Raw genomic sequence first — 15,243 nt, 5'->3', positions numbered from 1 at the left:
ATTCGCATGGTAAATTGAAGGTCTTTTTTGTTGATGAATTGTTGAGACTTTGAAGTGTTAATCAATAGGTCAAAGGCTAGAAAATTCCTTAAATTCATCGCTTGGTTCCGTCGCTCGCGGCGGTACCCAGATTGACGCTCTGCGTCCAACATTCTATATGATTAGACACAGAGCGTAGCGTTCCTTCAGCCGGATGGATGCAAAAGAACGACAAAAAAGCTTATTCCTCTACAGTTACTAGCTGACCAGACGTATAGGAAAGATCCGGGCGAATCATGCCCGTTTTTTGCTCGATTTTTCGGACCATTGCCATCGTCTCATACCACAGGCTTTCCCCCTCTTCGCCGAGTGTTTTCATAATCTTTTCAGATTTGGTAGCGTGGTCGACAGCATTTTTAGCAGACTGGACAACAATGAGCAGCGGCATTTCAGTACCCATGTCTCCCAAATAAATACGGTAACCTTCCGCAATGTTGTGTTTGGTGTATAGGTTTTTCCATTTCATTGCCATCTCTTCCATCTGGGCTTCTTTGCCCGGATAGACATGGTAAAACTCCCAACTACGATAGTTCATACCGTCATTGGGATTATTTCCATATTCGGGCTTATAAGACAGATCCGATCTCATTCGCACCATGTAATTGCGATGACTGTCATAACAATCGGAAAAAGCACCCATAGCCTCTTCGAATGCTTCATCCCCTATCTTGTCCTGGAGTTCAGCAAATGCCATATCCATTTTCTCTACATCTGCCAGTGATTTCAACGGGGTAATGTAGATATAGGTGAAATCCATGGTATTTGCTGTAGTGTATGACATGGAACCGATCTGGTGTTCACGGAACAGGTTTGCCAAATTTTTGGCCGTTTCTTCATAATGCTGAACCTTGGATGGATACACTACATCCTCGTGTATTGCATACAGTTGACCCATCGGTTTCTCCTGTGCCTGAACAGTGGCACTCACAATTGTGAACAGGCATAGGAGAACCGATAGCGCTAGATTTGCTGTTTTCATAATGTACTCCGCATTATTTTGTGGTAGTAAGGATAAGACAACTCTCTGACACCCTTCTAATCCCTGTTTTTTATTGAGTTAGGTGTCTTACTTTTAAACACTGTTTTTGAATTTAGTTCCGGATTAAATGACATGCAATGATTTTTTGAGCTAACAGGTTTCCATGCAGGTAGGAATCAATAAAAAAGGAGTCTGACAGATAGCCAGACTCCTTAGAAAGGCAATAGCTTTAATCACCTAGACTTTACGGAAAACAACAATTCCGTTGTGACCACCAAATCCGAACGTATTGCTCATTGCGATATCAACGTTGGTTTCGACAGCATCCTTCAACACAATGTTGAGCGTTTTTGGAATCTCCTCATCAATCTCTTCGGTATTGATCGTCGGCGGAATGACACCCTCGTTGATCGACTTAATCGAAGCCACTGCTTCAGCCGCACCCGCCGCGCCGAGCAAGTGCCCTGTCATCGATTTGGTGGCACTGATGTAGAGATCTTTCGGATTCTCACCAAAAAGGGAAGTTGTTGCCTTAATCTCACTCAGATCTCCTACCGGTGTTGAGGTGGCGTGGCAATTAAGATAATCCACTTCTTCCGGGGCGATATCCGCTTCCGCAAGGGATCTGCGCATCGCCTCTTTTGCACCCTTGCCTTCCGGGTGGGTGGCGGTCATGTGGTAGGCATCAGCCGTCATCGAAGCCCCGGCCACTTCAGCATAGATTGTGGCTCCTCGCTTTTTGGCGTGCTCATACTCCTCAAGTACCAGGGCTGCAGCTCCTTCACCCATCACAAAACCATCGCGATCTACGTCAAACGGTCGGCAGGCCCGGGGAGGATCATCATTATGCGTAGACATCGCCCGCATAGCCGAAAAACCGCCGACGCACGCCTCGGTAATACCCGCCTCAGAACCACCGGTTACAATTACATCTGCCTGTCCCCAGCGAATGTAATTGAGCGCATCCATAATGGCCGTGTTGGAAGTAGCACACGCTGAAACCGCGGTATAGTTGACGCCCATCATGCCGTGCTGCATCGATATCATGCCCGATGCCATATTCACGATCAGCTTGGGAACAAAAAATGGGTTGAAGCGCGGCTTGTAGTCGTTTTCAGCATAGTTTCGAACCTCCTGTTCGAAAACCTCCATGCCGCCCTGGCCGCTTCCCCAAATAACACCTACATCGAATGGATCCATATTCTCCATCTCGAGGCCGGAATCTTCGATTGCCTCATTCGAAGCAATCAAGGCATATTGCGTGAAGGGATCTGTTCGGCGAATGGTGTTGTGTTCCAGGTAATCACCTGCATCAAAATCCTTGAGTTCACATGCCACCTGCGTACGAAATTGCGATGGATCAAACTTTGAAATCCTGGTGGCTCCGGGAGTCCCCTCTTTCAGAGCGTTCCAGTAGTCATTTACATTGTGTCCGAGCGGTGTGAGTGCGCCCATGCCGGTTACTACAACCCGTCGTTGGTCTGCCATAATGTGTCGTATCTATGTATTTATAAAAACTGTATGTGCAATTCAGATTAAATTTTCTTGGTCTCAAACATAAGGCTTTTTCAGTGAACAGTGAACTGTTTAAAAATGTGAAGTGGATATCTAGTATTAACGCGTAATTTGGGGTAGAATATTGTCTACTTGAAGCTCTGACACCGGGAAATATAGGATAGGGATATCGAGTATATGTAGAAAGGCTGAGCACAGAGGATACACGAAGAAGTCACTGAGGGCCACAAAGGTTTCTCTTTGTGCAGCTTTGTGCCCCCTTTGTGTCACTCCGTGTAACAGTAAGTCCACCAGCTATTTTTTGTAATTTGGTTTTTACAAGCCGCTAAAATAATTAAGGATTTTACAGAGTTGTCATAAAAGCTAAATACCAAAACAGATGAGGATATAATTGGGTGGGTCGGAAAAGCTTTCTCGAACAGTGCAGCATATTAATTGGTGCTCCATATTTAATGGATGCTAAAAGTATGGAACCAGCAGGAGGGACAGGGATGCAAGAATCTGAATCAGATTTGCTCACTCTTTTTCTTTCCGGTGATGTAATGACCGGTCGGGGAATCGACCAGGTACTGCCCCATTCTGTTTCTCCCCGCCTGTATGAGCGTTATGCCAAAAATGCAAAGTGGTATGTACAACTAGCCGAGCAGAAAAACGGGCCGATTCCAGCAAAAGTCTCGTATAAATATATTTGGGGAGATGCTCTTGAGAAACTAGACAGTCACAATCCCGATGCCCGGATTATCAACCTGGAAACGTCGGTCACTACCAGTGACGACTACTGGAAGAGGAAGGGCATTCACTATCGCATGCATCCTGAAAATACAGCCCTACTCACAGCGGCCGATGTCGATATCTGTTTGTTGGGTAACAATCATATTTTGGACTGGGGCTAAACTGGGCTCAGAGAGACTTTAAACACGCTCCATGGAGCGGGACTGAAGACCGCGGGTGCGGGCCACGATCGTGTTTCGGCTTCGGCCCCGGCCGTACTGAATACCGATCCCGGTCGGCTGCTGGTGTTTTCCTACGGATCTCCCACGGCCGGCGTACCGATGCAGTGGGAGCCCGAAAACAACCGCCCAGGTATAAACCTGCTTTCTAATATAGATTCCAAAAGTGCAGAGAAAGTTGCTGGAGATATCCGGGAGTACCGGCAGGAGAATGACCAGGTGGTAGTGTCCCTGCATTGGGGCAGCAACTGGGGCTACGAGGTCCCGGAGAGACAACAAGCGTTTGCCCATAAACTTATCGACAGCGGTACCGCGGACCTCATCCACGGGCACTCATCGCATCACCGGAAAGCAATAGAGGTGCATAAGGGGCGGTTGATTCTCTACGGGTGTGGTGACCTGATCAGCGACTATGAGGGGATCAGCGGCCATGAGAAATACCGGGATGATCTGGTCCTGCTATACTTTCCAACGTTGAACAGCGATGGAGAGCTGATCTCCATGAAAATGAGCCCGATGCAGCTCTACCGCTTTCAACTGCGCCAACCCCCTACTGAGGATATCAATTGGCTGCACGATGTTCTGAACCAGCAATGTAAAAAGTTCGGAAATTCAGTAAAGCAAACTCCGGATGGACGGCTTGAGCTGGTGTTTTAAAACCAATGGACGAAATCGGGACTAAATCCCCTAAAGGAGACTTTCTCTTTGCGTTTCCTTGCATGCCAGAAGAGAAATGCAATCCAACTTAACACTTTATACTTAATACTTTTTACTAATACGAAAGTATTCCCTCCAGCTCCCGATTCTGGTAATAGTGCCGTCCCTTGATCACCTTCTTCTCCAACACGCCCATCTCCGCCAGTTCATTCAGGTAGTTGCGCGCCGTGTTTTCTGCGTAGATGCCCGCATCCGTCAGGTGGCTCACCTTGGTGAACGGCTGCGTGAAGATCGCATCCACCAGCTGGTCCGGCCGCTGGAAGCTCTTTTCTGTGACAATTGCCTCCAGCACAGCCTCCTTCGCCTCCAGGATATCATTCACTTTGCTGTAGGTCAACCGGGCCGTAGACTCCACCGCCCGGAGCATGTACAGCAGCCAATCCTCCCAGGCCCCGCGCTGCGAAACCCCGGCCAGCGTGTCGTAATACTCCTGCTTGTGCTCAATGATATAGCGACTGAGATACAGGATCGGCAGCTCCAGCAGGCCCTTGACGGTTAGATAGTGGATATTGAGAATCCGGCCCGCCCGGCCATTGCCATCACGGAACGGGTGGATCGCTTCAAACTGGAAATGGGCGATTGCCATCTTCAACAGCGGCTCCTTCGGCGGAATCTCGTCATCATTCAGAAACTCCACCAGGTTCTGCAGTTTCTCCTCCAGCACGCCCTTGCCCTTGGGCGGCGTATAGATCCGTTTGCCGGCATTGGGACCGCTGCCGCCCTGCCGGATGTAGGTGCGCGCAAACGGGGGACGGATGCTGTCGCCAGTCTCCTTGATCTCCTGGTAGAGATTGATAAAATAGTCGACATCAAACTCTCCATGCTCATTCAGATACTCCCAACCCTCCCAGATCGCCTCCCTGTAGCGGAGTACCTCCTTGGTAGAACCCGACACAGCGTCGTCAAATTTCTTATCACTGAACGCCTGGTAGAGATCGTCATCGGTGGTAAAGACATTCTCTATGGCACTGGAGTCCTTCGCCTCCTGCAGGGTGATGCTGTTGACCAGCAGCGCCTGGTTGGGAATCGCCACGCTGCGACCCGCCAGCAGCGCCAGTGCTTCCTTTGCTTTACCGAGCTGCTCGTATACTTCCACATTTTTGTAGAGCTCTTCATGGATCGGCAGGGGTGGGAGGTCGTTCCAAGGAGTATTACGGTCGGGATTGACGCGGTATATCGGCTGTTGAGGCATTAATTTATTCGTTTTTTAAGGTTTGCTGCCCATTCCGACCTCAACATACGGGTTTTGTTCCGAACATACATTAAAAAAATAATATTTTAATGTATAGTCTTGATATCGACCTTAAACCTATGTTTAGGATGAGAGGCAAACATTAAATTGTTAAATCCTTAAAGTTTAAGTCGGAAAGGTCCAAAGTCCAAGGTTGAAAGTTGAAAGGTTACATGTTGAATGTTGGGGATTCAGAATTCTGAATAACTGTAACCCGGAGTGGTACGAAGGATTCACAAAGTTACACTGAGAAATCCTTTGCGATCCTCTGCGCCTTCTCTGCGTATCTTTGCGGTTAACACGTTGAAGTGGTGACTGTTTGGGGGATAAGACCAGGTTCACGGGTTTTAAACGATTTAACAACTCAACATTTCAACGTCAAAGATAAACTTATCAAAGATGCAGCCCACTTTGGGAAGTGGACCGCACCAAATCACAAAAAAGTACCTTCGTGGTTCTCTGTGTTCTCCGTGTCCTCTGTGGTTATTCCCTTAAGGGCACAAGTTGCAAACTTGCGCCAGTTTGGGACCGTTAAAAATCCACAAAGGTAAAAACCTCGTGTGCTTCTATCTGCATCTCCACATGCATTAAAAAAAAGCATATTTAATGTATTCCCCTGGATTTAACCTTAAGTCCTAGGTAAATACAACAGTATACATCAAAAACGCCATGTTTTGGTCTGAACAAGCCTTCACCTTTTAGCTCAGCTCTAAATTTGAGTAGTCCACATTTTCATCCAATTTCGAACTTACTAATCCCGCATCAGCTTCTTGTACTGAACCCGCTCTGGATGATACCGGGAGCCAAGTCGCTCCTCACGGTTCTCCTCATACTCCGAGTAGTTGCCCTGGAACCAGTATACCTGGCTATTGCCTTCAAAAGCGAGCATATGAGTTGCAATACGATCGAGGAACCAGCGGTCGTGGGAAATGACAACTGCACAACCCGCAAAATCGAGTAGTGCCTCCTCCAGGGCACGCAGCGTATGGACGTCAAGATCGTTGGTAGGCTCGTCCAACAGCAACACATTCGCTTCCTGCTTTAACATCTTGGCCAGGTGCACACGATTGCGCTCTCCGCCAGAAATCTCCTTACACCGCTTCTGCTGATCGGTGCCACTAAAATTAAACCGAGCTGTGTAGGCCCGCGAGTTAACCTCCCGGTTGCCCAGTTTTATCGTATCCTTTCCGCCCGAGATCTCTTCCCAGATCGACTTCTCCGGGTCCAGCGGCCGCTTCTGATCAACATAGCCCAGCTGCACCGTCTCGCCAAGTGCAATCTCTCCACTGTCGGGCTTCTCTTCACCCGTGATCATTTTAAAGAGTGTGGACTTCCCTGCACCGTTGGGACCAATCACACCAATGATGCCACCCGGCGGCAAACTAAAATTCATATCCTCTATCAACAGCCGATCATCATACCCTTTGGATACATTTTTAGCTTCAATAACCTTGTCTCCGAGGCGAGGCCCGGCCGGAATAAAGATCTCCATATCCTCCCTCTTTTTGCGTCGCTCTTCGGAAAGCAGCTCTTCATACTTGTTGATCCGCGCCTTACTCTTGCTACGCTTGCCTTTAGGATTCTGACGAATCCACTCCAGCTCATGCTGCAGGGTCTTTTGGCGCTTCGATTCCTGTTTTTCTTCCTGTTCAAGTCGCTTTTTCTTCTGTTCCAGCCATGAGCTGTAATTTCCCTCAAACGGGATACCCTCCCCGCGATCCAGCTCCAGGATCCAGCCCGCCACATTGTCAAGGAAGTAGCGGTCGTGCGTGACAGCGATCACTGTGCCCTCATACTGGGCCAGGTGCTGTTCCAGCCAAGCCACCGATTCAGCGTCCAGATGGTTGGTAGGCTCATCGAGCAGCAACACATCCGGCTTTTGCAGCAACAGACGGCACAGCGCCACACGGCGGGCTTCACCTCCTGAAAGTACCTCCACCGGCGTATCACCGGGAGGTGTACGAAGGGCATCCATCGCCTGCTCCAGCTTGCTGTCTAGGTCCCACGCCCCGAGATGATCAATCTTTTCCTGCAGTTTCTCCTGCTTTTCGATCAGCTTCTCGAAGTCAGCATCGGGCTCACCAAAGGCTTCGTTGACAGCCTCATACTCGTTGATCAGGTCGATCGTCTCCTGAACACCCTCTTCCACAATATCCTTTACCGTCTTCTCGGGATCCAGCGTTGGTTCCTGCGGCAGCATCCCAAAGGTGATTCCCTTTTGACGGGATATTTCGCCCATATAATCTTCCTCTTCACCGGCGATTATTCGGAGGAGCGTACTTTTGCCAGAGCCGTTATTGCCCAAGACCCCGATTTTGGCGCCATAGAAAAAGGAGAGATAAATATCTTTTAGTACCTGGTTGTTGGGCTTGTATACTTTGCTGAGCCCAGTCATCGAAAAAATTACTTTTTGGTCACTCACGGATACAGTGGATTTAATTGATTAGAGTCTTTTCAGTGCGGACAAGGTAAGAGTTTATAACAGAATGTTTAATAACAAATACTGCAACGCTTCATTTCATTTAAAATGTAACGTCTGATAGCTCTCGATACTCAATACAAATCAACAAATACTTGGAAATTTTATACCACCTTCAGTGCCTTAAGCCTTCTGACTTTCGACATAACCAAAAACGGTTTCTTAACGCTACGACTCTGAGCACTTTGTTCAACAAAAATTTCAAAGGCCGGTGAGAGCCTTAGTCCTGCACAAAGATTTACCCAACCCGCCCCAAATCTGTGGATCGATGGGTAAGCGGGAGGACCGGAGCCGTTAAGCAAGAAACCTTGTCAATAGGTTCTTAGATTTTGTGGAAGTTCCAAATCTCCGGGTTCCTGAGTGACTCGAGTTTAAAATATCTTGGTTTCTTTTAGGCGCAGGGAGAACCGCTTTGAGCGAAACAGATTTCAGGCGGTCGCTTTTTTCGTCGGTTTTGGCGGCTCAAAAACCAACAACGTATTCGGAAAGGCTAACGCTTCAGGGCTGTCTGTATCCTCCAAAGTTGTTCTTTATAGTGTAACATCAAGCCTGTTTATCCAAAGGGATATATTGAATTCCTTTCCAAAAACTGCAGGCAAGGAACTTGTATGCCATTTTTTAAACGATATGAAAAAATTTCCCGGACACAACTGATACTTAGTCCCTAACTCTCATAGTCAACCCCTTCAAAAAATACCGCAGTACCTGGTCCCCGCATTCACGGTAGTTCGTATGACCCTTACTCCGAAACAGGGCACTTAACTCGTGCTTGGACATGGAAAATCCGGCCGACTCCAGGATATCGTGCATATCCTCTTCGTGCAGTTTAAAAGCCACCCTCAACTTCTTCAGCACCATATTATTGGTAACGGGCGTCTTGATGGGACGGGGCGGGTGGTCTTTGCTTTTGCCCCGCTGATAGTAGATCAACCCATCCAGGAAATGGGCCATCAGCTCGTCACTGCAGTCTGTCTTCTCCTTACCATCTTTGGCGTCCGGTTTTTCAAAAATAGCCTCAACCTCTCCGCGCCGAGGGGTATAGTCCCTCAACTTCAGGATGTGGGCAATCTTAATATCGTCAAGATCCAGCATATAACGGATACTTTGTATTATATCATCATTTCTCATAAAGATATCGCAGGTTACCTTCAAACCGTTGCTCGCAACAGCTCAAGGTTAATTTATAATGGATTGTTCATTTTGGGACAAGGTACGGCATTTATGCGCAGGGCAAAAAACAGTTTGCCAATATCAATTTTTAATCATGGTACAATTAGATGACACTTGTAGTTCAACCATGAATTTAGTAGTTATCATGAAACTGAAACAAAACCTACAGTCATGAGAAAGGTTATATCAACTGTACTATTGGTCGGGGGACTGCTTCTGCTCTACTTCGGCTATGATGAGTACAACTCCCTGCAGTCAGAAGTGGACCAATTCTTTGGAGGCTCCGGGTCCGACAAGGCGATCTGGATGCTGGTAGGCGGGGCCGCGGCTACTATCGGGGGCTTCCTGGGGCTTTTACGTGGAAGAGATGTATTGTGATTCAAAGGCTTTTAACTTCGGGATGTTGAGGCGTTAAATTGTTAATGGTTAAGTCAAAAAGTTCAACGTCTAAGGTTGAAAGTTGAAGGTTGGTTCTTTGAATTCGGAATTCTGAATAACTGTAACACGGAGTGACACACAGAAGACCCAAAGTTTCACAAAGAGAAATCCTTTGCGGCTCTCTGCGCCTTCTTCGCGTATCGGTTAAAGTTAAGGTGTTGAAATTGAGGTGTTTACGTGTGAATGTTTGGAGGATGACATCAGGTTCACGTCATAAACGATTCAACGTCTAAACATCTCAACAATTCAACTACAATCAAAAAAGCCTCATAAAAATCCCCGGCACTATTCCAAGAACCGGGGATCAAGTGTTCATACAATATGGATTAGTTAATTACTACCATTTAACTCCTTTGCCGTACGTGGCTCAATCGGGGGTGCTTGGGTCATATCCGGCTGACCGGGATTCTCTTCAAGCAGCTTCATGACCTCTTCCACCACTTTCTCCATCTGCGGATCACGTCCTTGGACCATCACTTCGGGATCATTCCACACCTCAAAGTCGGGGGTCACTCCTTCCCCTTCCCAGAACCAGTGCCCGTCATTATCATACAGGCGTGCACCGGGTACCGTGATTCCACCGCCGTCAATCAATTGGTGGCCGGTTGCCGGTCCCACCAATATGCCCAGCGTGCGTTGCCCTACAACGGGACCCGCTTCGAGCTCCTGGAACGCCCAGGGAAGGGCATCGCCCCCGGAACCCGCCCAGCCATTAATCAGCATGCCCATGGGACCGGTATTCGTTTTTACCGGCCAGGTGTGGTCACGTCCGTGGCGCCAGTGCAGGTTATAGACCACCGGTCGTTTGAGCAGCTCCAAGAAGCGATCCGCCAGCTGGCCACCGCCGTTGAAGCGCTCATCGATAACAAAGCCTTCTTTATCCAGCTGGCCGTAAAACATTCGAACCAGCTCCTGTTGTCCCTGCGAGGCAGTATTCAACATATAGACATACCCAAGTCGGCCGTTGGAGAGCTCCTCCACCATCTGGCGGTTGCGTTCCACCCACGCCAGGTGCCGAAGCTCAAGCTCCTCATTTTCCGACAGGGTATTTACCACTACTTCGCGAGCATCCCCTCGTTCTCCTGAGCGGCTTACCTGCAGGGAAACCGTTTTACCGGCCAGCCCCTCAAATTCGGCATAGGGATCTTTATTCGGATCCAGTGGCGTACCGTTTACAGAAAGGATATAGTCGCCCTCCTGCACATCCACACCCGAACGATCGAACGGAGATCGTACCTGCATGTCCCAGGATGCCGGGCGGATAATCTCCTTAATACGGTATTTCCCATCATTCAGCTCCCAGTTGATACCCAGGAAACCGGTCTCCACCTGTTCTACATTTTCAGTGTCCCCGCCAAAAGTGTAGGTATGCCCGGCACTCAGTTCAGCCGCCAGGTTCGACTGCAGGTTGCTGATATCCCAGCGTGTTCGGGCGTCTTTGATCAACTCGCCGTACCGTTCACGAAGTTCCTCCCAGTCCACACCGTGCATGTCGGGATCGTAGAAAAAGTCGCGATGGCGTCTCCATGTATCCATAAAGATTTGCCGCCACTCTTCTCTCGGCACCAAGTCCATCTCGAGATCTTCGGTAGGGATCGGCTCCTCAATCTTTTGACCAGGGTTCGGACTGATAATCGCATACCGCCCCTCACTTTGCACAAGGATCTGCTCTCCGTCCGGTGTCTTCTCCGCATCATTCACAGGCTGAAGGATCGTCTCTTCCTTTCGCTCCTCCATGTCATAATACTGCAGGGCGGGAGGCTGACCTGAGGATCCAGTATTGGGATATCGAAGAAATGCCAACTTTCCCTTAAACGGCATTAGTCCACCCAGGTTGCCCGCTGCCGGGGGTAGCAGTACGAGGCGGGATTCAAAACCATCAAAGTCGATCTCCACGGTCATCTCCTCTTCCTGCTCTTGCTCGTCACCATTATCATCTTCAGATTCTTCTTCCGACTTCTGTTCTTCATCCGCAGAATCAGCCATTTCTACCTCATCATTCTTGGCCTCTAGCAGCCAGGGCGTCTCCTCCGTTAGGCTGACGGCCGCTATCTTGGTGGCATTGGGATAGATCCACGTGCCGTCATCCAGGCTGGAGTAGGCGGCGTCCAACTCGCGATTTGTCAGGAAAAACAGGTATTTGCCCTCGGCGCCGAACACTGCACCGCCATCATTATAGAAGCCGCTGGTAGCCTGTCGCAACTCATCATCTTCGGTGTCATAGATAAAGATTCCAGAATGTGAATTTTCCATGCCCTGGGAAAAAGTGAGCCAACGGGAGTCGGGCGACCACGCAATGGGATATCCAAACCGGCCGTTATGTTCTACATTCCAATTAGTGTTGCCCGCTTCCGCTGTGTCACCGGACTCTACATCCACAACATAAATCGTATTTGTTTCATCAATAAAGGCAAGCTTCTCACTGTCCGGCGACCAGTAGAGCGTATAGCCAAATCCTTTGCCTCGTTCGGTCAGCTGGCGCGGTTCCCCGGTGCCGTTTGTAGGGTGCAGCCAGATCTCATACTCACCGGAACGGTCACTCCAGTAGGCGATATACTTGCCATCCGGTGACCATGCAGGGTTGCGATCAAAGGCACCACTAGACCTCGTCATATTGCTCGTGTAGCCATCCTTGACCGGGGCATTGAACAGCTCGCCGCGTGCTTCAAATATCACACGCTTCCCTCCCGGCGCTGCAACCACCTTATTGATCCGATTACTGACGTCAACCGTTTGTGGCCTTTCATTGGTAAGGTCGCTGATCACATCCACCTCCACCTGCCGGTACTCCTCGGTTTGCAGATCCATCAGGTAGAGCGTTCCGCCCGCTTCAAACACCAGCTCGTTTGGTCCGGCCGACATATAGGCGATATCAAAATCGTCAAAATCAGTGAGCCGGGTCTTATTGCCATTGCTCATGTTATGCTTCCAGATATTCAGCCGCATGTCCTCGCCCTGGTCGGAGAGGTAGTAGATATTATCTCCCACCCAAGCCGGCTTGCCGTCAATCGCGGGGCTGTCAGTGATCTTTTCGGCAGTATTATCACGCAGGTCAAACATGATCACGTCCGAAGCCAATCCCCCGCGGTACCGTTTAAATGGGTAGTTTTCAGTTATTTTATCTACATACGCCAGCCGGTTGCCATCCGGGGAGTAGCTCCCCAGTTCTGCATGGGGCATCGGCAAGCGCTCGGCCAGAGCTCCGTTGCGGGATACTTTGTAAAATTGGTTGTACCGGGTACGTCCGCTTTTCCGCATGGAGGCAAACAGCAGGTGCTCCCCGTCCGGGTGCCAGTCCACCAGGCGGTCACCATGCGATTGGTAGGTAACACGTGTGGGGACACCGCCACCGGCAGGAATGACATAGACATCTTCGTTGCCGTCATAACTGGCTGAATAGGCAATATGCGAGCCATCCGGAGAGAACTTTGGCCACGCCTCTTCCCCGCGTGAGGTGGTCAGTTGATGTGCGGTCCCGCCCTCTTTAGAGACGACCCAGACATCGCCCCCGTAGACAAACGTAATTTGGTTTTGTGAGACGTCCATATACCGCATTAGCTTGGCGTTGATCTGCCCGAACGCCTGATGGCTGGCAACCAGTAGCAACAGGCAACCGGATAGTGCGAACACATACTTTCTGAATTCTACCATAACATCCTCTTTGTATTAGTATTAGCTGGGTTAATCTTTTTGAAAAAGGCCTCTCTCTATTTAAAAACAGAATTGTTGTTTACTGAATCACCCTGTTAATGTTACGGTATGAGGTTAAGAAATGGAAGAATTGATTACTGTTGAGGTCGAAGGTCTTAAAGGTCAAAAGTCTAAGGTCTGAAGGTGTTGAAATGTTGAGTTGTTGAGACGTTGAACCTCTGCTGGTTCAAGAAGTTGTAAAAATTAGAATCAGGATTTGCAGGATTTGTTGATGAACAGGATGTATTATTTGCATGAAAAGAATCGGGCAAATCCTTTAATCCTGCCTATCCTGGTTCAGATGGTGGGTGAAAAAGAAGGCTTCAAACGTCAATTAGCACTTCATTACTATGAAATAGCCTCATATAAGTCCCTCCAGGGAGGGGTTACCGAGCTCAACGAGGCGGGGTGGGTTCCCAGCTATCAATAAAAAGGTGCAGCCCACTTTGGGAAGTGGACCGCACCGGTATAGTAGATCAGAGAACCCACAAAACTACACAAAGAAAACTTTGCGGTCCTCTGTGCCTTCTCTGCGTATCTTTGTGGTTAACACTTGACGTGTTGAAGTTTTGAGGACAAGAGTAAATTTAAAAAGATGTTACTTAGCAGCCTCCACCTCCTCCAGGAACGGGTAATCCGTATACCCCTCCGCATCGCCGCCGTAGAACGTGTCGCGGTCTGGTTCGTTGAGCGGGGCATCCTGTGCAAAGCGCTCCGGAAGGTCGGGATTAGCCAGGAACTGTCGGGCAAAGGAAACTAAATCCGCCTTCCCCTCTTCAACAACCTCGATCGCCTGCTCGCGGTCGTAATTGCCATTGGTCATCAGCACACCCTCGTAGAATTCACCGTAATAATCCAGCACGTTCTCCGCCAGTTGGGGATGCTCGCCCAGGTCGGCCAGCGGCTCCACCAGCTCCAGGAATGCCAACTCATACTCGTCATTGAGTTTACGGATCACATACTCATACAGCGCCTTCGACTCCGAATCATTCTCGCTGCCCATCAGGTTGCTGGGGGAGAGGCGCAACGAACTCCTTTCCGTACCCACTTCGTCGATCACTTCATCCAATACTTCGAAGAGAAAACGGGCGCGATTTTCAATGGGACCGCCATACCGGTCATCACGATCGTTGATGGTGTCATGGAGAAACTGCTCCACCAGGTAGCCGTTGGCTCCGTGGATCTGCACGCCGTCAAACCCAGCCTCGATGGCGTTGCGGGCGGCCTTCCGGAAATCTTGCACTACTACTTCCACCTCTTCGGTAGAAAGTGCTCGGGGCGTGGAAGTTGGCTGGAATCCTTCCGGGGTGAAGACCTGGCTCTCCGCATTCTGTGCAGTGGAAGAGACCGGGGCTTCCCCGTCGTGGAACCAAGCATGAGAGACGCGCCCCACGTGCCAGAGCTGGCTGTACATCACGCCGCCCTTGTCGTGTACGGCATCCAGCACCTTCTTCCAGCCCTCGACCTGCTCCTCGTTGTGGATGCCGGCGGTGTCGATATAGCCCATGCCCTGCTGCGATATCTGCGAGCCCTCGGAGAGGATGAGTCCCGCCGACGCCCGCTGGCTGTAGTATTCGGCGTGCAGCTCGGTGGGAGCGTTGGCCTCGTTGTGGGCGCGGTTTCGAGTCATCGGGGCCATCGCCAGCCGGTTGCTCAGTGTTTGGGTTTCCAGGTCAATAGTTTCAAATAATTTCTTGGTAGACATCAGCAATCCATTTAGTTTGATATTAAATATATGTTCTAACAACTAAATGAGTTGCCGATGCATTCCTGCGGTTTGATCGATAATATTGATGAGGGTGATAGGGTTTGGCAATTTGTTGATTTAACGGGGAAGGCGATTAAAAAGATTTTCAACATTCCCAGATTTGAGGAAGATCTCCATGGGGTTTAAAACTCCTATTTATAACCTAGTGTCATTACCACTTAATTCGTGAGGTACTCTTTTCCATAGGTCCAGTTGAATGGTTTTGCGTTCTTCTGGTTATAGTCTTTGATGTAGCTCATGAGTTGATCGACCAGCTGCTGCCGGGAG

At 49.3% G+C, this 15,243-nt stretch carries 9 protein-coding genes and 1 pseudogene; 3 read left to right on the top strand and 7 right to left on the bottom strand.

Annotated features, from left to right (window positions below):
* Positions 1-220: 220 nt before the first annotated feature.
* Positions 221-1,018 carry a hypothetical protein gene (locus NC796_RS21480; RefSeq protein ID WP_310687619.1) on the bottom strand — a complete coding sequence of 266 codons (798 nt, stop codon included), beginning with the start codon at positions 1,016-1,018 and terminating at the stop codon, positions 221-223.
* 237 nt (positions 1,019-1,255) lie between these two features.
* Positions 1,256-2,506, bottom strand: coding sequence for a beta-ketoacyl-ACP synthase II (fabF, locus tag NC796_RS21475; RefSeq protein WP_310687618.1), 1,251 nt, complete (start codon positions 2,504-2,506; stop codon positions 1,256-1,258).
* A 479-nt stretch (positions 2,507-2,985) separates the two neighbouring features.
* On the opposite strand from fabF, the pseudogene NC796_RS21470 reads away from it, so the two are divergent.
* Positions 2,986-4,140: pseudogene (locus NC796_RS21470) on the top strand (CapA family protein).
* Positions 4,141-4,255: 115 nt separating this feature from the next.
* On the opposite strand, the gene NC796_RS21465 reads toward NC796_RS21470, so the two are convergent.
* The 3 genes from NC796_RS21465 to NC796_RS21455 form a co-directional block, all read right to left on the bottom strand.
* A complete protein-coding gene (locus NC796_RS21465; protein WP_310687617.1) occupies positions 4,256-5,392 on the bottom strand; it encodes a Fic family protein in 1,137 nt (378 codons plus the stop codon).
* Between the two features lie 790 nt (positions 5,393-6,182).
* Positions 6,183-7,853 carry an energy-dependent translational throttle protein EttA gene (gene ettA, locus NC796_RS21460; RefSeq protein WP_310687615.1) on the bottom strand — a complete coding sequence of 557 codons (1,671 nt, stop codon included), beginning with the start codon at positions 7,851-7,853 and terminating at the stop codon, positions 6,183-6,185.
* Positions 7,854-8,567: 714 nt separating this feature from the next.
* Positions 8,568-9,038, bottom strand: coding sequence for a DUF1456 family protein (locus NC796_RS21455; RefSeq protein WP_310687613.1), 471 nt, complete (start codon positions 9,036-9,038; stop codon positions 8,568-8,570).
* A 213-nt stretch (positions 9,039-9,251) separates the two neighbouring features.
* Between NC796_RS21455 and NC796_RS21450 the strand changes: the two genes are divergently transcribed.
* Positions 9,252-9,458: a DUF3185 family protein gene (locus NC796_RS21450; RefSeq protein ID WP_310687612.1), complete on the top strand. Its 207-nt coding sequence runs from the start codon at positions 9,252-9,254 to the stop codon at positions 9,456-9,458.
* Positions 9,459-9,848: 390 nt separating this feature from the next.
* On the opposite strand, the gene NC796_RS21445 is transcribed toward NC796_RS21450, so the two are convergent.
* Entirely contained in the window at positions 9,849-13,169 is a 3,321-nt protein-coding gene (locus NC796_RS21445) for a PDZ domain-containing protein (RefSeq protein ID WP_310687610.1), read from the bottom strand.
* Between the two features lie 289 nt (positions 13,170-13,458).
* Here NC796_RS21445 and NC796_RS21440 point away from each other — a divergent pair, with 289 nt between their 5' ends.
* Positions 13,459-13,638: a hypothetical protein gene (locus NC796_RS21440; protein ID WP_310687609.1), complete on the top strand. Its 180-nt coding sequence runs from the start codon at positions 13,459-13,461 to the stop codon at positions 13,636-13,638.
* Positions 13,639-13,806: 168 nt separating this feature from the next.
* Here NC796_RS21440 and NC796_RS21435 read toward each other — a convergent pair whose 3' ends face one another.
* The gene (locus tag NC796_RS21435) at positions 13,807-14,955 is read right to left on the bottom strand and encodes an alkene reductase (protein WP_310687608.1); all 1,149 of its coding nucleotides are present in this window, start codon (positions 14,953-14,955) and stop codon (positions 13,807-13,809) included.
* Positions 14,956-15,243: the final 288 nt, after the last annotated feature.

The sequence above is a fragment of the Aliifodinibius sp. S!AR15-10 genome, from assembly GCF_031569985.1.
Classification (GTDB): Bacteria; Bacteroidota; Rhodothermia; order Balneolales; family Balneolaceae; genus JAMQKA01.
This window is presented reverse-complemented; position numbering and strand designations above follow the sequence as displayed.

What these genes read in the sequence shown, in the direction of transcription:
- NC796_RS21480 (WP_310687619.1), bottom strand. Translation starts at nt 1,018, where the DNA reads ATGAAAACAGCAAATCTAGCGCTATCGGTTCTCCTATGCCTGTTCACA.
- fabF (WP_310687618.1), bottom strand. Translation starts at nt 2,506, where the DNA reads ATGGCAGACCAACGACGGGTTGTAGTAACCGGCATGGGCGCACTCACA.
- NC796_RS21465 (WP_310687617.1), bottom strand. Translation starts at nt 5,392, where the DNA reads ATGCCTCAACAGCCGATATACCGCGTCAATCCCGACCGTAATACTCCT.
- NC796_RS21455 (WP_310687613.1), bottom strand. Translation starts at nt 9,038, where the DNA reads ATGAGAAATGATGATATAATACAAAGTATCCGTTATATGCTGGATCTT.
- NC796_RS21450 (WP_310687612.1), top strand. Translation starts at nt 9,252, where the DNA reads ATGAGAAAGGTTATATCAACTGTACTATTGGTCGGGGGACTGCTTCTG.
- NC796_RS21445 (WP_310687610.1), bottom strand. Translation starts at nt 13,169, where the DNA reads ATGGTAGAATTCAGAAAGTATGTGTTCGCACTATCCGGTTGCCTGTTG.